Genomic DNA, 25,640 nt, shown 5'->3' on the forward strand with positions numbered 1-25,640 from the left:
TCTACACCGCCGTACGCGCGGCGCTCCGCCACAGCAAGTGACGCAAAGGCCGGGCCGTCACCACGGCCCGGCCACCAGTACGGACGAACCGTCAGGGCAGCCGGGCCGCCAGCCCGTCGAGGACGACGCCGAGTTGCCGTTCGAATCTCTGGTCCCCGTCGTCGCGCAGATGCCCCGCCGCCTTGACCAGCTCGGCGCCTTCCCCCAGCCACGCGTCCCGCTCGGCGAGCGAGTAGCGGTCCGGGTCGCCGCCGCCTGACTGGCCGCGTTCCTGCTCCTCGATCACGAAGCCGACCACGAACGCGGTGACCAGGTCGAGGGTGTCGTCCGCCTCGGCCAGCGAGAACCCGGCCCCCGTCAGTCGTTCGAGCCAGCGTTCCTTGGCCTTCACCACGTCGGGGTCGGAGAAGCGGGTGCCGCTGAAGATGCGCGCCCCGTCGCGGTGCCGCAGGTATTCGGAGCGCAGGACGCGGCCGTACGCGGCCACGTCGTCACGCCAGCCCGCGCTGGGCGCGATCTCGGAGAGGGCGTCGGTGACGCGGCGCATGACGAACGTGCTCATCTCGTCGAGCAGTTCCTGCTTGTTGCGGACGTGCCAGTAGAGCGCCGGGGCTCCCACGCCGAGCCGGGACGCGAGCGCGCGGACGGTGAGTGCGTCCATGCCCTTGTCGTTCAGCAGGTCGAGGGCCGCCGCCACGATCCGCTCCCGAGTGATGCCCTTCGCCACGGTTGACACCTTAACAAAGTTCAGGCACGGTTGGTGACGTCCGAATTGAACTTAGTTCAGGAGCGTGTCATGCGTGCTGCCGTCGTCAACTCCGCCGATGCGACCCCCGTCTGCGCGGACTTCCCCGCCCCGGAACCACAGCCGGGCCGCCCCCCGCTGAGCCTCGTGGGCGCGGGGCTGCACCACGTCGTCCGAGGCATGGCCACCGGCCGCCACTACCGCAGCGGCAAGAGATTCCCCCTGGTCCCCGGCGTGGACGCCGTGGCCAGGACCGAGGACGGGCGGCTGGTCTACACGGGGCTGGCCCGGTCGCCCTGGGGCACGATGGCCGAAACGATGGTCACCCCGTTCGAGGTGGACCTGCCCGCCGGCGCCGACCCGCTCGCGATCGCCGCCGGCATGAACCCCGCCTCGGCGGGCTGGATGCCGCTGGTCGCCCATCGCAGGGAAGCGGGCGAGCTCGGCACCGTGCTGGTGCTCGGCGCGACCGGCATGTCGGGCAGCCTGGCCGTACGGGCGGCACTGGCTCTCGGCGCGAAGCAGGTCGTCGCGGCCGGACGCGACCGCGAGGCGCTGGAACGACTGAGCGGCCTCGGCGCCGTCACCGTCCCGCTCGCGGATCCGGCGCCCGGCACCGCGACGACCGCCCTCACCGCCACCCTCGCCGAGGCGCAGCCCTCGCTCATCCTCGACTTCGTCTGGGGCCCCGTGGCCGAGGCCGTCTTCACCGCGCTGAGCAGTGTCCGCCCGGACGACGAGAGCGCGGCGACGTCGTACGTCCAGATCGGCTCACTCGCCGGGACCGAGGCGACGCTGCCCGCGGCCCTCCTGCGCAGCCGCCGGATCCGGATCACCGGCAGCGGGATGGGCTCGGTCTCCAAGGCCGAGATGATCGCCGAGTTCCCCGAGATGATCACGCGGTTCGCCGACGGCACCTTCGACGCGCCGTACACGACCTACCCGCTCAGCCGCGTCGGCGCGGCCTGGGCGCACCAGGGGCGTACCCGCGCCGTCGTCGTCCCCGGCTGACCACTGAAGAGAGGAACGAACATCATGCGGAAACGCGCGTTGGTGGTCGGGCTCGGCATCGCCGGCATGTCCGCGGCGATCGGGCTGCGGCAGGCCGGCTGGCAGCCGGTCATCGTGGAGAAGGCCCCGGAACGCCGGAGGGGCGGCTATTTCGTCGGTCTCATGCCCGAAGGCCGGCAGGCCGCCGCCGACCTCGGCATCCGCGACCACCTGCACACCCGCAACCCGCCCGACGGCGGAAAGGCGTGGTCGCTCAACCGGCGCGGGAACCTTGAGCCGGGCCTGGGATTCCTGCACCAGCCCGGCGACCCGGCGGCGGTGATCCGCGGCGACATCGAGGCCGCACTCTGGGAGGGCATCAGCGGAGCCGGAACGGACGACCCCATCCCGGTGCACTTCGCCACGAAACCCGTGGAGATCGACGACACCGGCGCCGACATCCGCGTCCTGCTCGAAGAAGCCGGCGTGTGGCGGCGCGAGAGCTTCGACCTCGTCGTCGGCGCCGACGGCATGCGGTCGAACGTGCGCCGCATGGTCTTCGGCCCGCCCGAGAACTACCTGACCGGATGGAACGCGATGATCTGCGCGTTCCAGCTCAGGGAACAGGTGCCGTCGTTCGAGGAGGCGGACAGCATCATCAGCGCCCGGGCGGGCCGTGGCGCGTGGGTGTTCGGGTTCGCCGACCGGCCCCCGACCGCCCTGCTGACCTACCGGACCGAGGACGTCGAAGAAGAGTTCACCGGATCCAGGATCGAACGGCTGCGCGCCGCGTTCTCCGACATGGACGACCCCGTGGTGCGGCACGCCCTGGACTCGCTGGAGGAGGCGCCCGACTTCCTGTTCGACTCGGTGCACCAGGTGAAGATGCCCAGGTGGAGCCGGGGAAGGGTGGTGCTCGTGGGCGACGCGGCGTGGTGTCTGAACCTCTACTCGGGCATGGGCGCCACGTTCGCCCTCCGCGGCGGCGCCGAGCTCGGCCGGGAGCTGCGGAAGAGCCCCGGCGACCTCGGCGCCGCGCTGACCGCCTGGGAGTCACGGCTGCGCCCGTCCGTCGTCAGGCACCAGCACCTCGCCCGGGTGAAGCAGCAACTGTTCGTGCCGTCGAACCGCCCCGCAGAAGCCGTCCGCTCGGTGGTCGTCCGCCTCGCCTGCACGGTACGGGAACGGCGGCTGGCCAAGACCCGTGCCGAGACCCCTACCGAGAAAGGAAGAGCGGCATGACAGTGACCGTCACCTGCGGCCCGAGGTCGTGGTCAGACGCCGAACGGGGTGGGATAGACGATGGAGCCGCCGATCGGCGCCGGGGCCGCCGGGTCCAGGGTGAGCGCCATCATCGCCTCGTCGGGGACCTCGAACGGGGGACGGATGCCGTAGGCGGAGGCGGGTGTGAAGCCGAACCGCGGATAGTACGCGGGGTGCCCGAGCACCAGGACCAGGTTCTCGCCCAGGTCGCGGGCGGCGGACAGCCCGGCGCGGATCGCGGCCGAGCCGGCGCCCTGCCGCTGGTGGCGGGGCAGCACGGCGCAGGGGGCCAGGGCGAGGGCGGGCGCGTCACCGACGTGGCAGCGGGTGAGCAGCGCGTATCCGGCCGGTCCTTCGGCGGTCGTGGCGACGATGGACAGGGACGGGATCCAGGCAGGATCCCTGCGCAGGGCTTCGACGAGGTCGGCCTCCAGAGCGGTGGGGAAGGCCGCCAGCAGGATCTCGCGGATCGCCGGGCCGTCCTGTTCGGTCTCCGCGCGAGTGCTCCAGACGATCTGAGACATGGTGTGCCGGGCCTTCTTTTAGCAACGTTTACGTATCTACATGACCATAGTGGGCGTCCAATAGACACGCAAACGTAGCTGATGCTGCGGGGATGCCGATCATCCGGCCGTACGGCGTCGGCGAGGAAGGTCGCGGCCGGGCGAAGGAGGCGGGGGGCGTTCCGCTCTACGCGAAGCAGGCGGTACGCGAACGCCCCGGCTGTCTATGGTGAATTATGGCCTCCACCATCCCGCCGCTGCGCCCAGCCATCGACAGGACCGTCCCCACGCCCTCGCCGGCCGGCGAGCCACTGTGGCGGCACGTGCTCGGTGAGTGCCTGCGCGGCCTCCGTCACGAGCGGGGAGAGAAGCTGAGCGAGACGGCGAGCCGCGCCGGCGTCTCGCCGCAATATCTCTCCGAGATGGAGCGAGGTCTCAAGGAGCCGTCGAGCGAGATGATCGCCGCGGTCGCCGGCGCGCTGGACGTGACCCTGATCGATCTGACCCTCGCCGTCGCCGACAACCTGCGCTCCACCCAGCACAGCACGGCGCGGGGCGCCACCTGCTCGGCCGCCGCGTACGCCCTGGCGGCGTGACGCGACCGGCCGGGGTGGCGCGCGGGCTTACGAGTGCTCCTCGATGATCTGGTCGAGGAGCCCGTACTCCATGGCCGCGGTCGCGGTGAACACCCGATCGTGGTCGGTGTCGGCGCGCAGGGTCTCGATGCTCTGGCCGGTGTGCCGTGACAGGATGCGCTCGATGTCGGCCCGTACGCGGACGACCTCATCGGCCTGCAGGATGAGATCGGGGATCGCACCCCGCCCCTGCGCGGCCGGCTGGTGCAGGATGACCCGCGCGTGCGGGAGCGCGGCCCGTTTCCCCTCCGCGCCCGCGGCGAGCAGCACGGCGCCCACCGCGACGGCCTGCCCGACGCACGTCGTGGAAACGCGCGGCCGGATGTGCCGCATGGTGTCGTAAATCGCGAGCATCGCGCTCGGATCCCCGCCTTCGCAGTTGATGTAGAACTGAATTTCCGCATCGGGGTTGTCCGACTCCAGGAAAATCAGCTGCGCGATGAGCGCATTCGCCACACCCGCGTCGATCGCGGTGCCCAGATAGACGATGCGCTCGGTGAGCAGGTGCGAATAAACATCCATCACACGCTCGCCGCGCGGATTCTGCGCGATGACGTTCGGGATCGTATAGGTGCTCACTGGCCGACTCCTTCGGTGACGCCGAATCCGGGACGTGGACGATGCTGCGGCGCTATTTCTTCGAAGGTCTGCACGATCGCGTCGATGAAGCCGTAGTCGAGCGCCTCCTGCGCCGTGTACCAGCGGTCGTGCAGCGAATCCTCGAAGATGCGCTCGACCGGCTGGCCCGTGTCCTCGGCGATCAGGCCGAGCACGGTGTCACGCGTATGCCGCAGGTCACCGGCCTGCAATTCGATGTCGACCGCGGTGCCACCGATGCCCGCCGACCCCTGGTGCATCAGGACGCGTGCGTGCGGCAGGGCGCGGCGCTTTCCCTTGGCCCCCGACGACAGCAGGAATTGCCCGGCGCTGTAGGCGATTCCCAGCACGAGGGTGGAAACGTCACAGGGAATGATGCGCATGACGTCGCGGATCGCCAGCATCGAGGGAACGGAACCGCCCGGGGAATGAATCCACAAAGCGATGTCGGCCGACGTGTCATGCGTGGCGAGCGCCATCATCTGCGTGGCCAGCAGGGTCCCGTTGTCGTCGTCGAGCGGGCCGTCGAGAACGAGAACTCGCTGTTCGTACAGTTCGCGTCGCACCCGTGCGTTGAACAGGGGAAGTTTTGATTCTTCGCTCATGCGTCCATCATGTGAGGCGCTCAGGCCCGAAGTCGACGCGATCTGCCTGGGGCGGATCTGCTCTCAGCGGATGGAAATTCGGAGCGGCCGGTTCAGCATCTCTGGTCGCACACGGTCCGGTCGGCGGCGTCATGGTAGGGACGGGGCGGGGTGGTGCGGGCTCGTCCGGGAGGCTGACCCACCACAGGGCCGCGAGCAGCACGACGAGCAGGGCAACCGCGACCGGCGCCGTGATCCGGCGAGGCTGTGGCATTTGGAGGGTGGATCGCAGGGGGAACGGCTTCGCTGCTTGGGTGGCGAAGCCGTTTTCGTTGTCGAGGAATGTCTGGTAGGTGGCGAGTGCGGTGGTCAGTGCCGTGCGGAGGTCGGCTTCATCGGGGGTGACGGCGCGAGGGCAGACGAATCCGTAGAGGAGGTGCAGGGGGCGGCCGTGCTCGTCTCTGGGCGCCGTGGTGTGGCCGAGGTCGGCGCCCGAGACCGGGTGAGTGGTGTGGACGACGGTGATCCGGCGTCCGGTGGGGGTGGTGAGGTCGGTGACGGCGAGCCGGCCGGGTACGGCGGCGGGTTCGAGGTGGTCGGCGAGTACGGTGTGGTCGCCGTCCGCCAGGAGCGGCGCGGGTGCGAGGAGGGTGCGGTAGCCGGCGTGGTGTCCGCGGGCGATCAGGAACGGCCATCCGTGGGCGGGCATGGTCAGCTCTCCTGCGACAGGCGGGAGCTGGGCAGGCGGCCTTCGAGCATGGCGGGTTTGCCGCGCATGTCCTGCAGCACCTGCTTCCGGACGCGGACGAACTCACCGACCCGCCGCTGCGCCTCGTCCACCTGCGGGCCGGCGGGGTCGGGCCCGACGGCCGGGGCGCGGGAGTCGAGGAACATCGCTATGAGGACGTCTCCGGCGATGGCGGCGGGGGCCGAGCCGAGGGCGTGGAGCAGGGCGCGTCCTGAGCTCTGGAGGGTGAGCATGGCGGTGGAGTGGACGCGTTCCAGGGGGGCGCGCCAGAGGTGGCGGCGGGCCTCTTCGTGCAGTGCCGCGCGCAGGGTGGTGGGCAGGTGTAGTTCGGCCTGGTCGAACAGGTCGGGGACCACGGTGGACAGAGGGACGTCGACGTAGGTGGGCCGGGCTTGAGCGCTGCGGGTCTTGATCACGTGGCCGGTGGCGTCGAGGGAGGCGAAGCCGGGGCCGACGGCGCTGACCGGGATGAGCCGGGTGACGCGGCGGGTGCTGTGCAGGCGGGCCAGGGTGCGGAAGTGGGTGTTGGACATCAGCAGGTCGCGGACGAGGCTCAGCCGGGTGTTCTCGTCTTCGTGCAGGTGGGTGAGCAGGTCCCATTTGGTGATGACGAAGGTGACCGGGCAGCCGGCCTCGATCAGGTGCGGGACGAGGATGTTGAGGGTGCGGTGCAGTTCGGTCCAGCCTTGGGGGTCGCCGTCGAGGTGCTGGCGGATGCGGGCGCCGTCGATGATGGCGAGCAGGGCGTGGGCCGAGCGGACCTGTTCGAACAGTTCCTGACGCCGGTCGGAGTGGGCCTCGGCGTCGGTGAGCAGTTCGCCGGCGTATTCGAGCAGGTCCAGGCGGAGCACTTCGTGCACGGTCTCTCCGGAGCGGGCTTTGACGCCGAAGGTGAAGCGGCGGGTCTCGCTGGTGAAGGTGCCGCGGGGCCATTGGTCGGTGCGGGAGGTGTCGGCCATCTGGGCGAACCAGCCGGTCAGCCGGGCCACGTCGTCATCGCCCGCCGACAGGTAGTAGCACTGCCGCGACGGCGTCTGGAGCTCGTTGAACATGCTGGCCAGCAGCAGCGTCTTGCCCGATCCCGGCAGGCCCAGCGCCACCACCCGGAAGGTGGGGATGGCCGCCTGGATCGCCGCCTCACCCGGCGGCGGACCACCAGGCCGGCGCGGGCGCAGAAACGCCGTCAGGGCCACCACGATCCCGGCCACCACGAAGATCCCGAGAACAACGTCCATGATGCGTCACCGCTTTCGATTCGGAGGGATGGCGACTGTCCGGCTTCAGTGTGGGGAGCCGCCCCCTTTCGCACAGCGGCCGTGGGGCGGGTTCGCTCCTGCCGCCGCCCGGGTGAAGACAGGCCCGCGTTCCGCCCCACGGGGGAACGAGGACTGCCCCCGCAGGGCTGATCCCACGCGAGCGGCTCGGCCGTACGCTGCTGATGTGAGCGATTTCGCAGCCGGTGGAGCGGCGACGCGCACGTGGCGCCCGAGCGAGGGGCTGGTCGACGCGATCATGGCCGCGGCGCTGGGGGTGCTCGTGACGATCAGCGTGGCGGCACCCGAGCCGATCTTCACGCACGCCTATCGCCGGCCCGACGGCTGGGCGGTCCTCCTCGCTCTGGCCGCGAGCCTGCCGCTGGCCGCCCGGCGCCGCCGCCCGCTCACCGTCTCGCTGACGGTCACCGGAGCGATCCTGCTGCTGACGGCGCTGCGCTGGGCGCCCGGCGCCACCCCGTTCTGCCAGATGGCGGCGCTGTACGCGGTCGCCGCCTGGCGTGAGAGGCGCGTGGCGGCCGCCGGACTGGCGGCGGCGTACGTGTCGGTGCCGATCCTGATGGTGCTCGGCGCCCCGGGATTCGACCATCCGCTGATCCTGGTCGACGTGTTCGCTCAGACCGTCGCCTGGGGAATGGGCCGGGTGATGCGGCGGCGGCGCCGGACCACGGAGGTCGCCCAGGCGAACGCCGTGGCCGCCGAGCGGGCCAGGGCCGTCGCCGCCGAACGAGCGGTGTTCGCCGAACGGCTGCGCATCGCGCGTGAGCTGCACGACGTCGTCTCGCACACGCTCTCGGTCATCGCGGTGCAGTCGGGCGTGGCCCGTTACCAGAGGGAAGGCGTCGCCGACCCGGTGGCGCCGGCCCTCGGAGTCATCGAGCGGGCGAGCCGGTCGGCGCTGGACGACCTGCGCCGCATGCTCGGGCTGTTACGCGCTCGACCCGGCCAGGACCCGGATCCGGCACTCGCGGCGACCGCCGCCCCGGCACCGGCGTGGATGCGCGAGTGGGTGCTCGACCTCGCCATCGCGGTCGTGCTGGCCGTGCTGGGACTCGTCATGGTCTTCTTCACCTATCCCGCCGCCACCCAGAAGTACACCGAGCCGACCTGGTGGTCGGTGCTGTTGCTGCTGGCGGCGACGCTCTCGCTGGCGGTGCGGCGGCGGTGGCCGGTCACGGTGCAGGTGGTGACGCTGGCCGCGGGCATCCTGACCTCCCTTGGCGGCTGGGATTCCGACATGCCGTTCCTGTGCTCGTACGTCGCCGTGTACTCGGTGGCCGCCTGGCGGCCTCTGCCGGTCGCGCTGGGATCGCTGGGCCTGCATCTCGCCGTCGAGGTGGCGGGCGCGCTCGTGGACACGGCACACTACGACCCGAGCGTGGACCCCACCGTGGCCGGCGTCCTGATCCCCTTCGGCCTGGGGCTGATCGTCCGCCGATGGCGGCGGCAACAGGACTCGGCCATGCGCCGCACCATCGAGGCGGAACGCGGTACCGCCCGCGCCGCCGAGCAGGCCGTCATCGCCGAGCGGCTGCGGATCGCCGAAGAGATGCACGACGTCATCGCGCACACCCTTTCGGCCATCAGTGTGCAGGCGGGCGTGGCCCGGCACGGTCTGGCCGGCCCGGACAACCCGGCCGGACCGGCTCTGGCCGCCATCGAGACGGCCAGCCGCTCCGCGCTCACGGACCTGCGCCGGATGCTCGGCGCGCTGCACGCGCAGCGCCCCGGCGAAGCGGCCAGCCTGGCGCCCAGCCCGGGGCTCGACGAGATCCGGCTGCTCGCCTCGGCCCACCGCGCCGCTTGCGGCCCGATCGAGCTCACCGTCGATCCGGGCGTCGAGACGGCGCCGGAGAGCCTGCGCATGACCGCGTACCGCCTGGTCCAGGAGGCTCTGACGAACGTGCGCAAGCACGCCGCGGGGTCGGCGGCGATGGTGCGGATCGTCCTGGACGGCCCCGACGTGGTCATCCAGGTGGACAACGAGCCGCCGGCAGGGACGCCCACGCCGGGCACGTCCTCCGGATTCGGGCTGGCCGGGATGCGGGAGCGGGTGGCCATGTTCGGCGGCACGCTCGATGCCGGAGCCGATGAGCAGGGTGGATTCAGCGTACGCGCGGTGCTGCGAGCGGAAGGGGCGCCGGCATGAACGAGCCGGTACGGGTCGTCGTCGTCGACGATCAGGAACTGGTGCTGGCCGGGTTCGCGGCGCTGCTGTCCGGTGCCCCGGACATGACGGTGGTCGGCCAGGCCCGCCAGGGTGAGGAGGCGCTGCGCCTGGTCCGCGCGACCCGGCCGGACGTCGTCCTGATGGACGTGCGGATGCCGGTGCTCGACGGCATCGAGGCCACCCGCCGGATCAGGGCCGATCCCAGGCTGTCGGATACGCGCGTCATCATCCTGACGACGTTCGGGCTGGACGAGTACGTCTTCGGCGCGCTGCGCGCGGGCGCCGTCGGCTTCCTGCTCAAGGACACGCCGCCGGAGGAGCTGCTGCGTTCGGTACGCGTCGTCATGGCGGGAGAGTCGCTGCTGTCACCGTCGATCACCAGACGCCTGGTCGAGGTGTTCGCCGCCGCGCCGGCCCCCGCACCGGCCCGGACCATGCCCGAGCTGACCGACCGCGAGACCGACGTCCTCGCGCTGGTCGCTCAGGGCTTGTCGAACGCCGACATCGCCGCCCGGCTGCAGATCGGCCCGGCCACGGTGAAGACGTACGTGAGCCGCCTGCTGACCAAGCTCGGCGGCACGGCCCGCGTCCACCTGGTGATCGCCGCCTACGAGTCCGGCCTGGCCTCGTAGCCCGCCGGTCGCGGGCGCCGTGGAAACGCCCGGGAAACAAGCGCCGTGATTGTCTCCCTGTCGCATCCGTTCTCGTGACAGGAGATTCCATGGCACCACCTCGCTCCTCGCCCCGCCACGGCCTCTCGCGCCGGAGCACCCTCGGAGGGCTGCTGGGCGCGCTGCCGCTGGCGGCGGCCGCGCCGGGGGTCGCCGCGGCGAACACGTCGGTCCCGGCGCGACCTGGCCAGGTCCCGCCGGGCCTGCGCCCTGGAGGGGCCTTCGACCGGTACGTCAAGGAACTGGCCGACAAGGAGGAGTTCTCCGGCACCGTGCTGATCGCCCACCGGGGCCGTCCGGTCCTGGCCCGCGCCTACGGCTGGGCGGACAGGGAGAACCAGGTCCGCAACAGGATCGACGGCATCTACGCCCTGGCCTCCACGGCCAAGCTGTTCACCGGTCTGGCCGTCGTCCAACTGGCCCAGCGGGGCAAGCTGGCGTTCCACGACCTGGTGAGCAAACACCTGGACGGCCTGCCGGCGCCGATGGCCGAGCGCATCACCGTGCACCATCTCCTGACGCACACCAGCGGGCTGGGCGACGCCCGGCGGCCTGGCGAGAAGCCGCCGCCGGAGAAGATCTACGACGGCTACGAAGCGCAGATGGCCGACTTCTGGGCGAACCTGCGGACCTTCGAGCTGGAATTCGCCCCCGGCACGAAGAAGGCGTACAGCAGCATGGGTTACATCCTGCTCGGCGAGCTCGTGGCACGGGTCTCCGGCATGTCGTTCCAGGAGTACGTCCGCCGGCACATCTTCCTGCCGGCCGGCATGAAGGACTCCGCCTACTACACGCGCCGCCAGTGGCTGAGCGACCGGCGCATCGCGCATCCGTACATGTATCAGGCGGACGGCACGCGGGTGGACGCCGTCCGCAACCTCGACAAGGGCTCCGTGTACGGCGACGCCGGCCAGGGCAGCAACTCCGCCAGGGGCTGGATGGGCACAGGCGGCGGCAACGGCTTCGCCAGCGCCCCCGATCTGGTCCGGTTCGCGACCGCGCTGCAGGCCGGGAAACTCGCCTCCCGGCCGTACACCGAGCTGTACGTGAACGGGAAGATCTCCGCCAAACCCATGAAAGAGGACCCATCCGGGGGTTCCCTGCGCGGGGAGACCTTCCAGGCGTACGGGCCCATCGCCCCCACCTTCAACGGTCAACGCGTCATCACCCACGGAGGCGGCGCCGGGGGCATCTCGACGAGCTGGTCCCTCTACCTCGACCTGGACTGGACGGCCGTCATCCTGAGCAACTACGACCTGCGGAGCATCGAGCCGGTCATCGACCTGGAACGCCGCCTGATCACCGGGGCACAGTGACTCCGAGAGCTCAACTTATTGGGTACGTTGACGTATCTATATGACATCATCTTCTGCCACATAGAAACGATATCGAATCTATAGCAAGACATGCGACCATGACGAATCCCTGCCCACCGCCCGCGCCGCGCTCTCCCACCCCGCTTCAGCGCCCCGCGGCCACGAGACGACCGCGAACATGCTGCCACGGCGTGCACCAGTGCATCAGCCAGCAGCTCGCCCGCATCGAGCCGCGCATCGCCTGCACGGCCCTGTTCGAACGCTTCCCCGCGCTGCGCCTCGCCGTCCCGGCAGCGGAGGCGCCCATGCGCACCGACATGACCGTGTACGGCGTGCACCGGCTCCCCGCGACCTGGGGATGATCACGCACGCGCGTACGTCACCAGGGGCATGATCGCCTGGTCGAGGAACTCCTGGATGCGTTCCTCACCGGGCGGCGTGCCCGTGTAGATGTAGTGCTGCAGCATCAGGCTGCTCGCCACCTCGATCGGGATGGACGTGACGGCCTCCCGGGAGATCTGCCCCCGCTCGGCGGCCCGTTCCAGCGCCGCCAGGAACAACCGCCGTCGAGGGCGGACGATCTCGTCCACCACCGCCTCCGCGATCTCGGGATGACGCCGGCGTTCGCCGGCCACCGTCAGCAGCACCTGGCCGGTCAGTCCGTCGAGCGAGGCGGACATGCGGCGGAGCATCACCAGGAAGTCCTCACGCACGTGACCGGTGTCCGCCGGCTGGTCGGGGACCGGCAGGGCGTGCCTGAGAGCGTCGACGACCAGGTCCTCCTTGGTGCCCCAGTGGCGGTAGACGGAGGTCTTCGCGGCTCCGGCGCGGGCCGCCACGCCCTCGATCGAGACCTCGCCGTAGCCGCGCTCCACGAGTTCGTCCAGCGTCGCCTGGCGTACCGCCTGGAGCAGCACTTCGCGGCCGCGCCGCCTGGGACGAGCGGAGGTGTCGGTCACCCGCCCATCTTAGCGACGCAACAGTAGCTAAGAGAGCTTCCGGGACGCGGGCAGCGGCCGCCGATCGGCCGCCGCCCGCGTCGTGCTCCAGGCTCACGCCCCGGCAGGTAGCCGATCAGGGGCGCGTGGTCGGAGTACCCGTTCGGCGGGCCGCTGTCCGGCTCGTTCTCGGTGCGGTCCATGAGCGACTGGTCGGCGTCGCACTGCTTGCTCTGCCCGGTGGGATCGGGCGGCAGCGTCTGCGTGACCGTGGTGCCTTTGATCTGCGCCTTCACCGCGATCGCGCAGCGGATGCTCCTGCGCGAGATCGCGCAGCTCGGCGACCAGTCGCCGGTGGAGCCCCGCCGCGAGCTCGAACTCCATGCACTGCTCGTGGGCGAGCAGGCGCCGCTCGTCCAGGCCGAAGGCGGCCCCCCGGGACGAGATCGCTGTCGACGTCGGACAGCGCGGGGCCCCGCCAGAGGGCCGGCGCCTCACGCAAGGTCCTGACCGCTCGGGCTCCCCCTGCTGCGCCCTGCGGGTCAGCTCGTCGAAGCAGGCGGCGTCGAACCGCGCCGGCTCCGTCCTGATCAGATAACCGGGCGGCCCGGTGAGGAGGAGCCTGAAGGGCTGAGCGTCATTCCGCCCCAACATTTCCGCTTTTTTCGAATAGATCCTGACGCATCGCCTGATCCCGCTTCGATGCGCGTATGAGATCTCTCCGACAGGACGCCTCACTGGCCGCGGCCACGGTCATGACGGCCGTGGTCACTCCCGTGGCGGCGACGGCCGCGCCGGTCTCGTGCGAGGCGCCGGCTCGCGGCAGCGCCGGTTACAACGACTTCGTGCTCTCGTACAAGTCCGAATGCGCCACGAAGAAGAACTACGACCGGACGTTCCCGGACGTCACGGTGTCCACCCCGGTCGACGAGCGCAACAAGCTGTCGGTCACGACGTCCACGGCGCTGGCCGGCTCGATCGCGTCGGTCAAGGTGAACGACAAGGAGTTCATCTCCAGCGGCGGCCACGGCGCGGCCTTCCAGTACGCCTTCCACGCCTGGCAGCAGGGCGAGTCGCCGAGCGAGTGCTACAACCCCACGCAGGCCGGCGCCCGCAAGGACGACGACCGCCAGGCGCCGCCGTACCACGGCCCGAGCACCAGCGCGCTCTACACCATGGCCAAGTCCGGCGCCTCCATCCGCACGGCGGGCAGGCCCGCGTTCTTCGTCACCCTCGACGACCCGAAGCCGGGCTGGGGTGACTGCCGCGCCGCCGACCTCCAGCCCAAGAAGGTCCCGTTCAGCATGGGCCTGTCGCCGTACTGGCTGCAGACCTCGATCGAGCTCGCGCCCGACCACGACGTGCCCAAGCTGGAGAACGTCTTCCGCACCTCCGCCACGCTCACCTCGGAGGACGAACGGCACGACCACTTCGACGGCGTCTTCGTCGCCTACCTGCAGCCGGACTTCACCAAGGTCTTCTCCTACAGCCTGGCCACCGGCCGCCTGTCGGCCAGACCCGCCGACTCCCACACGAGCAAGGACCCCATGGTCCGCTGCACCGAGGACGGCGACTACTGCCTCGGCATGTACGTCCGGCCCGACGTGCTCGGCGGCAAGGCGTACTACTACACGATGTCCCGCCCGCCGATGGACTACAACGGCCACTTCGGCGAGAACACCATCCAGGTCACCAGCCCGAGCGGGGCCATGGACAAGGGCGAGAAGGCCAGTTACGAGACGTACATCGTGGTCGGCGACAAGAGCCGCGTCCAGAGCACGATGACCCAGCTCCACCGCGCCCTGCGCTAGGCGCCTCCCTTCCCTCTTCGCCGGAAGGGTTGCATGAGCATCCGGTGATCGGGTAGGCCGGACGCTATGTCGGTTTCGCGGTGTGAAGGCTGGCTCCTGGCCGGACGCTACCGGCTCCAGGCCGAGTTGGGGCGCGGCGGCATGGGCCGCGTCTGGCGCGGCTATGACGAGGTGCTGGACCGCCCGGTCGCGGTCAAGGAGGTCACCCTCGACGAACGGCCGCAGGCCGAACGCGAACTGTTGCTCAGCCGCACCATGACCGAGGCCCGGCTGGCCGCCCGGCTCTCCCACCCGAACATCGCCACCGTCTACGACGTGGTCGAGGCCGACGAGCGTCCGTGGATTGTGCTCCAACTGGTCTCGGCTCCCACCCTGGCCAGGGTGCTGGCCAAGCGGGGGCCGCTGGCGCCCGTGGTGGTGGCCCGGATCGGGCTGCAGGTGCTGGACGCCTTACAGGCCGCGCACGCCGCCGGGGTCGTGCACCGCGACGTCAAACCCGCCAACATCCTGCTGGACGCCGGCGAGAGCCACGCCGTGCTCACCGACTTCGGCCTGGCCACCAGCGTGGAGCGGCCGGTCGACCTCACCGGGGTGGGCATCGTGGTCGGCACGCCCGCCTTCATCGCTCCGGAACGCGCCCGCGGCGGCCCGCCGACCCCGCAGACCGACCTGTGGTCACTGGGCGTGACCATGTACACGGCGGTGGAGGGACGCTGCCCCTTCGGACAAGGCGGTGTGCTGGCCACGATCAGCGCCGTGCTGACCGCCGAGCCGGCTCCGTTCGAGCGCGCCGGGCCGCTGGCTCCCCTGCTCACGAGCCTGCTGGCCAAGGATCCTGAGCAGCGCATCGGCACGCGTGCGACTCGGCGGCAGCTCGAGGAGATCTGCGCCCCGCCGACCGACTTCCTGCCGCAGACCGGGGACGTGGTGCCACCCGCCGCACCTCCGGCCACACCCGGCCCCGTCCCTTCGCCTTCAGCCGCACCCGACGCCACGCCCACCGCCTGGCCCGCGCTTCCGGCCGTACCCGCCGCCTGGCCCGCGCCTCCAGCCGAATCCGACGCCATCCCCGCCGCCATGCCTTCAGCCGGCCCCGGCGCCACGCCTTCAGCGGAACCCGGCACGCAGCGACGCGCCCAGATCCGGCACGTGGTCGTGGCGGCCGCGCTGACCGTCGGGGCGCTGGCCGCCAGCTTCTGGCCGGAGACCCCACCCGAGTCGCCCCCAGCCACACCCCAACCCACCGACCGGCTCCAGGCCGCACCCACCACCACGGCCACCACGCCCGCCCCGACACCGACGCGGCCCTCGCAACGGTCGTCACCTGAGCCCACCCCAACGGCGACGACATCTCCCCCCAAAGTGCCCCAAGATCAGCAGCTCCCGACACAGCGCCGCTCCACCACCGCCGCGCGCGCAACCTCCTCGGCCGACGTCTGGATCCCACCGGGCCAGGTCAAGAAGGCGACCAACATCCCACCCGGCCACAGCGCCGGCCACCCCGGCAAAGGCAAGGGCAGAGGACGCCGCTGACACGAGGCCGCCCCCGTAGACAGCCTCCCCCGCCCGATCCCGGCCTGCCGCAAGCCCCCGACACCCGGAAAACCCGGTGCCATGACCGGCGGCCCAGGCGTACAAACGGTGTCATGGACGAGCAGCCCCTGACAGGCGGCAGGCATGTCGGCGCGGTACGCATCGGTGAGACCGTCCACCGGGCCGCCAACCCGTGGACGCGCAGCGTTCACACCGTGCTGGCGCATCTGGAGAAGGTCGGGTTCGAGGGGGCGCCGAGGGTGCTCGGGTTCGACGAGCAGGGCCGCGAGGTGCTGACGTACCTGCACGGGGAGACGATCGGCGAGCAGCGTCCCTGGCCCGCGTGGCCGTGGACGGACCGCGCGCTCCAGCAGGTCGGGGCCTGGCTGAGGCGGCTGCACGACGCGACGGCGTCGTTCGTGCCGGAGCCCGACGCGGTCTGGTTCGTCGCCCGGCCGTGGCAGCCGGGGCTGGTCATCACGCACAACGACGCCTCGCCCTACAACGCGGTGTGGCAGGGCGACGACCTGGTCGGGTTCGTCGACTGGGACACCGCGGGCCCGTTCCCACGGGAGCGCGATCTGGCCTACTGCGCGTTGACCTGGGTTCCGCTGCACGCCCGGCACGTCGTCACCGCCCAGGGATTCACCGCGTTCGACGACCGGCACCGGCGCCTGCACCTCCTGCTCGACGCCTACGGCTACGAGGAGGACCGCTCGACGTTCGGCGACGAGGTGGCCGACCGGGCGCTCAAGAACGCCGAGGTCATCCGCCGGCTCGCCGCCGGCGGCGAGCCGGCCCACCAGGCGCTCCTCCCGTTCGCCGCCAACCTCGAACAGGCCGTGACCGAACTCGAAGAACTACCGGCCTCCTTCTGGGTACGTGGCTGAGCGCCGTCCCCGGCCAAGTCACTCATGGGAGCTCGCGTCGCTGCCGGGGCAGGACGGCCGGTTGCTCGGGGACGGCGAGTTCTACGGGTTCGGCGTGGACACGGGGATGGGCTGCTTCCTCGACGCCTCCGGCCGCGACGCCGGCGGAGACGTCACCGCGTTCGTGGCGGATCTGCTCGTCCTGCACGACGCCGACGCTCTGCCGCCCACGGCGCCGTCGACGGTCGTCTGCCTGCCGTCGTTCATCCCGGTGGCAGACGACCGTCGCGAAACACCTCTCACCTGAAAGGGCTTCTGGGGTGGGTGGATGGGGTCATTGCGGGATGGGGGTGAAGCGGACCGCGTCGGCGCGGTGGTTGCCGGCGGCGTTGACGGCGAGGGTCACCGAGGCGAGGCCGTCGAAGGGCCACGTCCCGAGGGAGTGCCACGCGCCTCCCGACACGGTCTGGTCCACGACCACGTCCTGGCCGCCGACCTGGTACGTCGCCTGCTTGGTGCTGGCCGTGTGCGCCGGGAACCAGACGGCCACCTCGTACGAGCCGGCCGGCAGCCGGGCCGACCACGTGGCGGTCGAGCCCTCGGTCGAGCTGAACCGGGTGCCGGAGCCGTCGAAGCCCTTCAGGCTGCTCGACGACCAGGTCCCCGTCTCCCGGTACGGCTGCGTGTCCGAGCAGGTGGCCGGGCCGCCCTCGTTGGTCACGACGACCGGGTCGGTGGAGACGGGCGCCGGCACGGTGTGGGGCTCGGAGAGGGGGCCGGTGCCGGCCGCGTTCGTCGCCGCGACCCGGTACTCGCCGGGAGCCACGGCGAGGCTGGTCGCCCCCGTCGTGCTGCCGACCACGGACGAGGCGCAGCCGCCGGTGACGACGTACCCGCGGGCGCCCTTGACCGGCGACCACGACAGCGTCATGCCCTCGTGCGACAGCCCGGTCGGCGCCGCCGCCGGGACGTCGGTCTCGATCGGGAACGGGTGCGCCGCCTTGCCGCCGCCCGACAGCACGTACTGGTGTCCCTTGGTCACGGGGAAGCGGATCGCGCCGGTCTTGGCGTCCACGGTGAAGGAGACGCGGCGGCCGGTCCTGGTGTCGGTGACGACCAGCTTGGCGGGGTCCCAGCCGGTGTTCGCGTTGACGATCCTGGTGCCCTGGGAGTCGAAGGACGAGCCGCGCGCGATCGGGTACACCTCCGCGCCCTCGCGCGTGATCAGCACGCCCTTGCCGCCCACGAACACGGGCAGCCGGTCCATCCCGATCGCGTGGTCCTTCAGGGTGCGCGGCCCCTGGTAGACGGCGCCGGTGTCGTAGTCGATCCACTTGCCCGCGGGCAGGTAGACGTCGCGCGTCTGCGCGGTGTCGAAGTCCCGGCCGAAGAGCGGCGCGGCCAGCAGCGACTCGCCGAACATCCACTCGTGGCCGGCGGAGCCGGGGTCGGCGTCGGGGTAGGCGATGGGCAGCGGCGTCATCGCGTACGGGAAGCCGGACTCGTAGCCGTCGAGCACCGCGTCGTAGATGTACGGGTGGAGCGCGTCGTGCCAGAGCGACATCCGCTTCACCGACGCCGCCAGGTCGGGGTCCTCCAGCTCCCACGGCCCCTTGCCGAAGGTCATGACCGGCGTCAGCGCGGCGAACTGCGCGTTGCGCCAGAAGTAGCGCCGGTAGGACGGGTCGGTCAGCGAGGCCTTGGGCGTGCCGCCGACGATGTCGGGCGAGACGTTGCCGGGGCCGGAGGCGGCGATGTTGAGCATGTTCACCGGGATCCGGTCGGGGTCCTCGTGGAAGACCCCGCCGCGGCCGTAGATCGTGTCGTTGATGCGGACGAAGTCGCCGGGCACCGAGTAGGCGGCGTTGCGGACGACGACGAGGTCACCGTCGTCGTGCAGCGCCTTCTGCAGGGCGTTCCAGTTGCCGTCGCGGTTGAGGTTGGGCGCGTACAGCATGGTGTCCTCCTTGACACCGTCCACGCCCCACTTGCGGGTCTGTTCCACGTACCACCGCACGGCCTTGGGGTTCGAGGCGTCCAGCACGTACGTCTCACCCTGCGGGAACTGCGACTTGGTCACCTTGACCGGCAGGAAGTAGCCCTTGGCCAGGGCCTCGGCGGTGAACGGGCCGTCGTTGGCGTTGGGCGCCACCTTGAAGTTGTTGCGCGCGCCGAGCAGCAGGACCATGCCGTTGTCGGCGAAGAGCTTCTTCAGCGCGTCCGGGTCGGGGTAGCGCGGGTTGGGCAGGCCGTCGTCGCGGCCGGGCTCGGGTTTCGAGTCCCACATGCCGAAGCTGTTCGTCGTCCCCTCGGAGGCGTCGCCGCGCGGGCCCGGCCAGAAGCCGGAGCCGACCACGCCCCACTGGAGCGGGTAGCCGTGCTCCTTGAACGCCTTGACGGTCTCGGTCACCGACGACTGGTAGGTGTTCCAGGCCAGCGCCCCGTACGCCTCCCAGCCCAGCCCGAACATCTCCGGCCGGGGCCGGACGTCGGCGTAGCCGTGCCGGTCGCGTACGTCGCGATAGTCGGCGTAGATCCGCTTGAGGTCGGGATCGGCGAAGTAGTAGAGGCCCTGCGCGGGATCGACGCTGCCCAGCCGGTTCTCGGTGGTGGTCAGGCCGACCCGCTTCTGCCCCTCGTCGAAGAGCACCTCGGCGAAGCGCTGCTTGGGGAAGACCACGAAGGTGGAGATGAACCGCTTGCAGCTGCCCTCGTTGGTGAGGTTGTCGAGGACGATGCCGGTCAGCTCGGTCGTCCGGCGCGCCTCGACCTGGCCGCTGCACGGGGTGTCCTGGTCGGGCTGGCCGTCGGCGTGCGCGCCGTAGTCGCCGAGTCCGTACGCGGGCGCCACGGGCCCGGTACGGAAGTCCGCGCCCCGATCGGCGGTGATCTTCACGTGGCGGGCGGACGGCTGCACCTTGACCCGCACCTTCGCGCCGGTCTCCAAGGTGACGTCGAGCACGGCCGTGCCGCCCGCCCGGCCGGCGAGTTTCGTGGTGGCGGCGTCGGCGTCGCCGACGCGCAGGCCGGACTCGGCGTGGGCGGGGGCGATCACGGTGCCGTCGCGCCGGGCGAAGGAGTACCGGAAGCCGGTCTTCTGAATGGTCATGCGGTAGCTGTCGCCGGCGATGACGACGGTGTCGCGGGTGTCGGTGATCGGGCTGGAGGCCGCCTGGGCCGGTACGGCCGGCGCTACGGCGGCGACTGTGGCGAACAGGACAAGAGGGATGAGTGAGGGGAAGCGACGCATGAGTCGTCCTCGGGGGGTCGGTTCGGGCATGTGCGCGGCTGGTGCGGACCGCGCGGGATCGCGCCGAAGGCGTCCACGCCCGCAGCCCGCCGGAGGGCGGGAGCATGCGAGCATGGACCGTGCACCACTGTCGTGACGGGCAGGGGGTGCCAGGGGGCCGCCCGGTGCCGGCGGGACCGCGGAAATGCCGTTCCACGGAACACGCCCGCCCCCGGGCGGTCTTCTACTTCTGCAGACCCTTGGCGGTCTCGGCGGCCTTCGCCAATGCCTCCTTCGCGGACGAGTCGCCGACGAGCACGGCCTGCACCTGTTCGGCGATGGCCGTCTCGATCTGGGCATATCCGGCGTACCGCCAGAAGGGGTTGGCGGTCGCGGTCTTGGTGATCTTCTCGGTCCACTCGGTGGTGAACGCGTCGCCGGACACCTTGGGGTCGGCCAGGCCGGCGGTCGTCGTCGGCGGCAGCTTCACCTTCTCGAAGAAGGTGGCGACGGTGGCGGTGTCGGAGGTGGCGTGCGCGGCGAACTCCACGGCGGCGTCGGCGCCCTCGCCCTCGACCACCGCGATCACGTGCCCCCACAGCAGGGCCTGCGGCGAGTCGCCGGCCTTGAGCACGGGCCGGGAAAGCGGCGCCATCTTCTCGGTCAGCGACTTGTCCGGCGCCTGGCTCTCCACCACGCCGCGCGCGATGATCGCGTCGTCGTAGAAGGCCGCCTTGCCCTGGGCGAACAGGGCGCGGGCGTCGAAGCGGTCGACGTCAGGGGCGATCAGCTTGGCGTCGTAGAGCTTCTTGTACCACTCCACGGCCGCCACCGACTGCTCGTCGCCGACGGCGATCGTGTCACCGTCCAGCAGCGGGCTGCCGAACGTGCGCATCCACGGCAGGATGTCCTTGAGCTGGGCCGCCTTGGTGGCGGCGGCGTACGGGATGACGCCGTCGAGCGCGGCCACCTTCTTCAGCGCCGCCTCGAACTCCTCGACGGTGGCGGGCACGCCGTCCACCCCGGCCTTCTCCAGCAGCGCGGTGTTGGCGATGAGGCCGATCGAGCCGGTCGTCCAGGGCAGCCCGAGCTGCTTGCCGCCGCTCTGGCCGCTGGACAGCGCCACGTCCGTGTAGCCGCCCTTGGCCGCCGGCGCGGCGAGGTCGCGCAGCTTGCCCATCGCGGCCAGGGCGCCCAGCCACGCCACGTCGAGCTGGATCGCCCCTGTGAGCTGCCCTCCGCGCAGCTTCAGCGTCACCTGGTTGAGGTATTCGTTGTACGGGAACGACGCCGTGGTGATCTTGACGCCCTTGCTGCCGGCGTAACCGTCCACGATGGCTTGCACCGCGGCCTTCTGCGCCTCCTCGTTCAGTGACCAGGAGGTGAAGCCGAAGGCTTTGGCGGCGGTGTCGCCCTGAGGGGCGCCGCCTGAGGCGTCGGGGGCACAGGCCGCCAGCGCGGTCACCCCGAGGGTCGACAGGCCGAGCAGCCGCAGGGCGTCCCGGCGGTTGAGCGTGTTCATGGATCTCCTATCCCTTGACCGCGCCGGCCGTCAGCCCGCCCACCAGGTATCGCTGCAGGAACATGAACGCGGCGATGACAGGAAGCGAGACGACGAACGACGCGGCCATGAGGTCTGGCCAGGCGGTTTGGAACTCCCCGAGGTATGTGTGCACCAGCCCCGGCGGCAGGGTCTGCCGCTCGGGGTCGGCGAGGGTGAGGGCGAAGATGAAGTCGTTCCAGGCGCGGACGAACGCGAACAGGCCCGCGGCGATCAGCCCCGGCGCGGCGAGCGGCAGCGCGATCGTGTGCAGCGTCCGCCAGCGCGAGGCGCCGTCGATCGCCGCCGCCTCCATCAGCGTGGACGGCACCGTGTCGAAGATGCCCTTCAGCATCCACACGCACAGCGGCAGGGTGAACGTGGTGAACGACAGGATCAACGCGGTGTAGCTGCCGAGCAGGCCGGTGGCGCTGAAGACGGCGTACAGGGTGACCAGGAGCAGCGCCTGCGGGAAGAGCTGCGAGGCGAGCACGAGGTGCATGAGCGACTTGCGGCCGCGGTAACGGAACTTGGAGAAGGCGTAGGCCATGTACGCCGACACGATCACGCTGAGGATCGCGGTGATCACCGACACGATCACGCTGTTCGCCAGATACCGGAAAAGCTGCTGGTTCTCCGCCAGCCGGGCGAAGTGCTCGAAGGTGATCTCGGTCGGGATCAGCGACGGCGGGAAGCTGAAGGCCCGCTCGTCGGGGGTGAGCGCCGTGACCACCAGCCAGTAGATCGGCGCCAGGCCGAACAGGCCGATGACGACGACGGCGATCCAGGCCGCCACGCGGGAGCGGTTGACCGGCCTTCTCCGGCCGGCCCTGGTCGCGGGCACGGACGCACTCAGTGTCACCGTCATGACGCCTCCTTGCGCAGGTAGAACACCATGAGCACGAGCAGCAGCACCATCCACAGCCCGCCCAGGGCGGTGGCGTGGCCAAGGTCGAAGCCCTTGAACGCCGTGTCGTAGACGGCCACCGCGAACGTCTTGGTGGCACCGGCCGGGCCGCCGCCGGTGAGCACGTAGATGGTGTCGAAGTGCTGGAAGTTCCAGATGAACTCCAGCAGGAAGACGATCCCGGCGATGCCCTTCATGTGCGGCACCGTGACCGACCTGAACCGGCGGATCGTGCCCGCGCCGTCCACGGAGGCGGCCTCGTGCAGCTCCTTCGGCATCGTCTGCAGGCCCGCGAGCAGCATGACCATCATCCAGGGGAAGCTGGCCCACGTCTTGGTGACGATCACCGCGGCCATCGCCGTGCCGGGCTGTCCCAGCCAGCTGATCTCGGCGCCCAGCAGCCCGTTCAGCACCCCGTAGTTCGCGTTGAAGATCCAGAGCCAGAGGAACGACACGACCACGGCCGGGATCACCCAGGGGAACAGGAACACGCCGCGCAGCCAGCCGGGCAGCCCGGAGTTGAGCGCCAGCGCCAGGATGTAGCCGAGCACGAACGGGATCACGCTCGCGCCGATGGTGAAGACCAGCGTGTTGCGCAGCACCGGCCAGAAGTCCCCGCCGAGCAGGTCGGCGAAGTTGGCCAGACCGACGAACGTACGCCCGGGACGCACCAGGCTCTGCTCGAAGAAGCCGGTGACCAGCGCGGACAGCAGGGGGTAGGCGATGATCGCGAGGAACAGCGCCACGCCCGGCGCCATCAGCAACCAGGCGAACTGCCCGTTGGTCAGCTTCCTCATGTCCGGCTGCCCAGCAGGTGGGCGGGGCCGACGTACCCCAGGCCGATGCTGACGGAGTCGGCGGTCTCGATGATCGTCCTGGCCAGCTCGGCCTCGCGGGCCGCCAGGTCGATCGCCGACAGCGGCCCGGAGATGGAGATCGCCGCCACGACCGCGCCGGACCGGTCGCGGATCGGCGCGGCCACGCACGCGCGGCCGAAGGCCAGCTCCTCGACCTCGGTCGCGTAGCCGCGGCCGAGCACGGTGGCCAGCTCCTCGTCCAGGCGGTCGTGGGCGATGATCGTGCTCGGGGTGAACGGCGGCATCTCGGGCAGCAACGCGCGGCGTTCGTCCGCCGTCAGGCCGAGCAGCAGGCACTTGCCGATGCCCGTGGCGTACAGCGGCTTGCGCTGGCCGGTCAGGACGAAGGAGCGCGGGGCCAGCCTGCCCTCGAAGTTGGCCAGGTAGAACATCGAGTCGTCCCGCCTGATCGCCACGTTCACGCCCAGGCCGAGGGCCGCGGCGAGGTCCTGCGCGATCTGCCGCGCCTCGCGGTGGACCGGGTGCTGGTTGAGCGCCACCCCGCCGAGCGTGATCGGCGCGGTGCCGAGCCGGTAGAGGCCGCTCACCTCGTCGCGCTCGACGAACTCCAGCGTCTCCAGCGTGGCGAGCAGCCGCGACGCGGTGGACGTGCCGAGCCCGGTGGCCTTCGCGACGTCCGACACGCGCAGCTCGGGGCGACCGGTCAAGAACGCCCGGAGCACGGAGATCGCCCTCTCTACGCTCTGATTATTGCCCTGATCGGATGCCATCCTGTCTCCATTGCAATCGCCGTGCACTATGTGGGATCGTGGCGCACATGTCGCAAATCCGTCAAGTGCGCTGCTTCCCGGTGAAGATCCGGCACGAGGCCGCCTACTTGGGCACCCCGCCACAGGAGGAGGGCTACTTCCTGCGCCCGCCGTGGCGCAGCCTCTACTCCGCCAGGTTCGAGACGCTGCTCGTCTCGATCACCTGCGACGACGGCACCACAGGCTGGGGTGAGGCCCTGGCACCCGTCGCGCCCGAGGTGCCGGCGGCCATCGTCGACAGGCTGCTCGCCCCCACGCTGATCGGCCAGGACCCCACCCGGGTCCGGCCGCTGTGGGAGCGGCTGACCGGCCTGATGCGCGAACGCGGTCACCTGACCGGGCACCAGGCCGACGCGCTCGCCGCCGTCGACATCGCCTTGTGGGACCTGGCCGGCAAGCTCACCGGGCTGAGCGTCGCGTCCCTGCTCGGCGGCGCGTTCCGGGAGAACGTCCCCGTGTACGTGAGCGGCCTGCCCCGCCCGACCGACGACGAACGAGCCGCTCTGGCCAAGGAGTGGGCCGCCAAGGGCGCCACCTCGGTCAAGCTCCACCTCGGCCACGGCGTCGAGGAGGACCTGGCCACCGTGGACGCGGTCGCCGCGTCGGGCCTGCGGGTGGCCGTGGACGCCCACTGGGTCTACGACGTGCCTGCTGCGGTACGGCTGGCGCGCGGCCTGGCCGAGCGCGGGGCCCTGTTCCTGGAGGCCCCGCTCGCGCCCGAGGACGTCGAGGGGCACCGGGAGCTGGTGCGGCGGGCCGAGCTGCCGATCGCCGTGGGCGAGACGCTGCGCAATCGTTACGAGTTCGCGCACTGGCTGTCGCGGCGCGCGCTGGGCCTGGCCCAGCCGGACGTGGGGCGTACCGGGATCACCGAGCTGATGTCCATCGCCGAGCTGGCCGCGGCGCACCACGTGCCGGTGGCGCCGCACCACTCGACCGGGCTGGGCGTCGCCCTCGCGGCGGGACTGCACGTCAGCGCGGCCCTGGCGAACCTTTCCCTCTTCGAGTACCAGCCCACCACGTGCGAGGTGGCCGGCGCGATCCTCACCGCGCCGGTGCCCGGCGGTCCGGGCGGCTTTCCCCTTCCCTCCGGTCCCGGGCTGGGCGTGGAGGTCGACATCACCACCCTGAAAGAGGAGTCGTAAGTGCCCATTTCCGGACTTATCCCGATTCTGGCTACGCCGTTCACCGCGGCCGGCGAGCTGGACGTGCCCAGCCTGCGCCGGCTGACCGAGTGGCAGTTCGCCGCCGGCGCCGACGGCGTCGCGGTGTTCGGCATGGCCAGCGAGGGCTTCGCGCTCACCACCCCCGAGCGCGCCCGGATCCTGGCCGAGGTGCGCCAGGCGGCCGGATCCCGCCCGGTGGTCGCCGGAGTCGGCTCGACCAGCACGGCGACCGCGGTGGAGCAGGCCCTGACCGCGGCGGAAGGGGGCGCGGATGCCCTGATGGTGCTGCCGCCGTACCTCGTTAAGCCGTCGGGGGCGCAGCTCGTCGACTTCTACGGCGTCGTGGCCGAGCGGGCGGGCATCGACGTGATGGTCCAGGACGCGCCCGGCGCCACCGGCGTGTCCATGCCCGAGTCTCTGATCGTGGAGCTGAGCAAGCTCGACGGCGTCACCTCGGTCAAGATCGAGGCCCCGCCGACCGCGCCCAAGGTCGGCGCCGTTGCCCCCCAGCGGGGGGGGGGGTT

At 71.1% G+C, this 25,640-nt stretch carries 26 protein-coding genes and 1 pseudogene; 13 read left to right on the forward strand and 14 right to left on the reverse strand.

The annotated features are described in order from the left end of the window. Positions 1-91: 91 nt before the first annotated feature. A complete protein-coding gene (locus ABFX54_RS30195; protein WP_346109956.1) occupies positions 92-727 on the reverse strand; it encodes a TetR/AcrR family transcriptional regulator C-terminal domain-containing protein in 636 nt (211 codons plus the stop codon). 69 nt (positions 728-796) lie between these two features. Between ABFX54_RS30195 and ABFX54_RS30200 the strand changes: the two genes are divergently transcribed. Together ABFX54_RS30200 and ABFX54_RS30205 are read left to right on the forward strand one after the other, a co-directional pair. Continuing rightward, on the forward strand, positions 797-1,756 hold the full coding sequence (locus ABFX54_RS30200; RefSeq protein WP_346109957.1) for a hypothetical protein: 960 nt from the start codon (positions 797-799) through the stop codon (positions 1,754-1,756). Between the two features lie 24 nt (positions 1,757-1,780). Beyond that, positions 1,781-2,977 carry an FAD-dependent monooxygenase gene (locus tag ABFX54_RS30205; RefSeq protein WP_346109958.1) on the forward strand — a complete coding sequence of 399 codons (1,197 nt, stop codon included), beginning with the start codon at positions 1,781-1,783 and terminating at the stop codon, positions 2,975-2,977. Positions 2,978-3,009: 32 nt separating this feature from the next. On the opposite strand, the gene ABFX54_RS30210 is transcribed toward ABFX54_RS30205, so the two are convergent. Then, the gene (locus ABFX54_RS30210; RefSeq protein ID WP_346109959.1) at positions 3,010-3,522 is read right to left on the reverse strand and encodes a GNAT family N-acetyltransferase; all 513 of its coding nucleotides are present in this window, start codon (positions 3,520-3,522) and stop codon (positions 3,010-3,012) included. Between the two features lie 215 nt (positions 3,523-3,737). On the opposite strand from ABFX54_RS30210, the gene ABFX54_RS30215 reads away from it, so the two are divergent. Then, positions 3,738-4,097 (forward strand): helix-turn-helix domain-containing protein, encoded by a 360-nt coding sequence (locus ABFX54_RS30215; RefSeq protein ID WP_346109960.1) that lies wholly within the window; start codon positions 3,738-3,740, stop codon positions 4,095-4,097. A 27-nt stretch (positions 4,098-4,124) separates the two neighbouring features. Here the strand turns inward: ABFX54_RS30215 and ABFX54_RS30220 are convergent, their stop codons facing one another. From ABFX54_RS30220 to ABFX54_RS30235, 4 genes are read right to left on the reverse strand one after another with little or no spacing between them, the layout of a single operon-like run. Next, the gene (locus tag ABFX54_RS30220; protein ID WP_346109961.1) at positions 4,125-4,715 is read right to left on the reverse strand and encodes a ClpP family protease; all 591 of its coding nucleotides are present in this window, start codon (positions 4,713-4,715) and stop codon (positions 4,125-4,127) included. Further along, entirely contained in the window at positions 4,712-5,338 is a 627-nt protein-coding gene (locus ABFX54_RS30225) for a ClpP family protease (RefSeq protein ID WP_346109962.1), read from the reverse strand. Before ABFX54_RS30225 ends, ABFX54_RS30220 begins: the two co-directional genes overlap by 4 nt. Positions 5,339-5,345: 7 nt before the next feature. Then, on the reverse strand, positions 5,346-6,026 hold the full coding sequence (locus ABFX54_RS30230) for a hypothetical protein (protein ID WP_346109963.1): 681 nt from the start codon (positions 6,024-6,026) through the stop codon (positions 5,346-5,348). 2 nt (positions 6,027-6,028) lie between these two features. After that, the gene (locus tag ABFX54_RS30235; protein ID WP_346109964.1) at positions 6,029-7,300 is read right to left on the reverse strand and encodes a TRAFAC clade GTPase domain-containing protein; all 1,272 of its coding nucleotides are present in this window, start codon (positions 7,298-7,300) and stop codon (positions 6,029-6,031) included. Between the two features lie 205 nt (positions 7,301-7,505). Between ABFX54_RS30235 and ABFX54_RS30240 the strand changes: the two genes are divergently transcribed. From ABFX54_RS30240 to ABFX54_RS30255, 4 genes are all read left to right on the forward strand, one after another. Continuing rightward, the gene (locus ABFX54_RS30240; protein WP_346109965.1) at positions 7,506-9,488 is read left to right on the forward strand and encodes an ATP-binding protein; all 1,983 of its coding nucleotides are present in this window, start codon (positions 7,506-7,508) and stop codon (positions 9,486-9,488) included. After that, the gene (locus ABFX54_RS30245) at positions 9,485-10,141 is read left to right on the forward strand and encodes a response regulator (RefSeq protein WP_346109966.1); all 657 of its coding nucleotides are present in this window, start codon (positions 9,485-9,487) and stop codon (positions 10,139-10,141) included. The genes ABFX54_RS30240 and ABFX54_RS30245 overlap by 4 nt, the downstream gene beginning before the upstream one ends. Positions 10,142-10,230: 89 nt before the next feature. After that, entirely contained in the window at positions 10,231-11,496 is a 1,266-nt protein-coding gene (locus ABFX54_RS30250; RefSeq protein WP_346109967.1) for a serine hydrolase domain-containing protein, read from the forward strand. Between the two features lie 191 nt (positions 11,497-11,687). Beyond that, entirely contained in the window at positions 11,688-11,858 is a 171-nt protein-coding gene (locus ABFX54_RS30255) for a hypothetical protein (RefSeq protein ID WP_428834592.1), read from the forward strand. Here ABFX54_RS30255 and ABFX54_RS30260 read toward each other — a convergent pair whose 3' ends face one another. The 3 genes and pseudogenes from ABFX54_RS30260 to ABFX54_RS30270 all read right to left on the reverse strand — a co-directional run. Continuing rightward, the gene (locus tag ABFX54_RS30260; RefSeq protein ID WP_346109968.1) at positions 11,859-12,455 is read right to left on the reverse strand and encodes a TetR/AcrR family transcriptional regulator; all 597 of its coding nucleotides are present in this window, start codon (positions 12,453-12,455) and stop codon (positions 11,859-11,861) included. Beyond that, entirely contained in the window at positions 12,452-12,730 is a 279-nt protein-coding gene (locus tag ABFX54_RS30265; RefSeq protein ID WP_346110005.1) for a hypothetical protein, read from the reverse strand. The genes ABFX54_RS30260 and ABFX54_RS30265 overlap by 4 nt, the downstream gene beginning before the upstream one ends. Before the next feature lie 13 nt (positions 12,731-12,743). After that, a pseudogene (locus ABFX54_RS30270) lies at positions 12,744-12,993 on the reverse strand (BTAD domain-containing putative transcriptional regulator); the annotation flags it as partial. 151 nt (positions 12,994-13,144) lie between these two features. Between ABFX54_RS30270 and ABFX54_RS30275 the strand changes: the two are divergent. The 4 genes from ABFX54_RS30275 to ABFX54_RS30290 all read left to right on the forward strand — a co-directional run bounded on the left by ABFX54_RS30275 (position 13,145) and on the right by ABFX54_RS30290 (position 16,954). Next, on the forward strand, positions 13,145-14,245 hold the full coding sequence (locus ABFX54_RS30275; RefSeq protein WP_346109969.1) for a hypothetical protein: 1,101 nt from the start codon (positions 13,145-13,147) through the stop codon (positions 14,243-14,245). 66 nt (positions 14,246-14,311) lie between these two features. Beyond that, positions 14,312-15,778, forward strand: a complete 1,467-nt coding sequence (locus ABFX54_RS30280) for a serine/threonine-protein kinase (RefSeq protein ID WP_346109970.1) — start codon at positions 14,312-14,314, stop codon at positions 15,776-15,778. Positions 15,779-15,891: 113 nt separating this feature from the next. Next, the gene (locus ABFX54_RS30285; RefSeq protein ID WP_346109971.1) at positions 15,892-16,668 is read left to right on the forward strand and encodes a phosphotransferase; all 777 of its coding nucleotides are present in this window, start codon (positions 15,892-15,894) and stop codon (positions 16,666-16,668) included. Continuing rightward, positions 16,661-16,954, forward strand: a complete 294-nt coding sequence (locus ABFX54_RS30290) for a DUF4241 domain-containing protein (RefSeq protein WP_346109972.1) — start codon at positions 16,661-16,663, stop codon at positions 16,952-16,954. Before ABFX54_RS30285 ends, ABFX54_RS30290 begins: the two co-directional genes overlap by 8 nt. Positions 16,955-16,981: 27 nt before the next feature. Here the strand turns inward: ABFX54_RS30290 and ABFX54_RS30295 are convergent, their stop codons facing one another. From ABFX54_RS30295 to ABFX54_RS30315, 5 genes are all read right to left on the reverse strand, one after another. Further along, positions 16,982-19,897 carry a golvesin C-terminal-like domain-containing protein gene (locus ABFX54_RS30295; protein ID WP_346109973.1) on the reverse strand — a complete coding sequence of 972 codons (2,916 nt, stop codon included), beginning with the start codon at positions 19,895-19,897 and terminating at the stop codon, positions 16,982-16,984. Between the two features lie 223 nt (positions 19,898-20,120). After that, a complete protein-coding gene (locus tag ABFX54_RS30300; RefSeq protein WP_346109974.1) occupies positions 20,121-21,398 on the reverse strand; it encodes an ABC transporter substrate-binding protein in 1,278 nt (425 codons plus the stop codon). A gap of 7 nt (positions 21,399-21,405) precedes the next feature. Further along, positions 21,406-22,284 (reverse strand): carbohydrate ABC transporter permease, encoded by an 879-nt coding sequence (locus tag ABFX54_RS30305; protein WP_346109975.1) that lies wholly within the window; start codon positions 22,282-22,284, stop codon positions 21,406-21,408. Next, a complete protein-coding gene (locus tag ABFX54_RS30310; protein ID WP_346109976.1) occupies positions 22,281-23,120 on the reverse strand; it encodes a carbohydrate ABC transporter permease in 840 nt (279 codons plus the stop codon). Before ABFX54_RS30310 ends, ABFX54_RS30305 begins: the two co-directional genes overlap by 4 nt. Then, positions 23,117-23,911: an IclR family transcriptional regulator gene (locus ABFX54_RS30315; RefSeq protein WP_346109977.1), complete on the reverse strand. Its 795-nt coding sequence runs from the start codon at positions 23,909-23,911 to the stop codon at positions 23,117-23,119. The genes ABFX54_RS30310 and ABFX54_RS30315 overlap by 4 nt, the downstream gene beginning before the upstream one ends. A 47-nt stretch (positions 23,912-23,958) precedes the next feature. Between ABFX54_RS30315 and ABFX54_RS30320 the strand changes: the two genes are divergently transcribed. Next, positions 23,959-25,095, forward strand: coding sequence for a mandelate racemase/muconate lactonizing enzyme family protein (locus tag ABFX54_RS30320; RefSeq protein ID WP_346109978.1), 1,137 nt, complete (start codon positions 23,959-23,961; stop codon positions 25,093-25,095). Further along, positions 25,096-25,640, forward strand: a 545-nt coding sequence (locus ABFX54_RS30325) for a dihydrodipicolinate synthase family protein (RefSeq protein WP_346109979.1), incomplete at its 3' end; no start/stop codon positions are given. It lies immediately after the preceding gene.

The sequence above is a fragment of the Nonomuraea maheshkhaliensis genome (assembly GCF_039529435.1).
GTDB lineage: Bacteria > Actinomycetota > Actinomycetes > Streptosporangiales > Streptosporangiaceae > Nonomuraea > Nonomuraea maheshkhaliensis.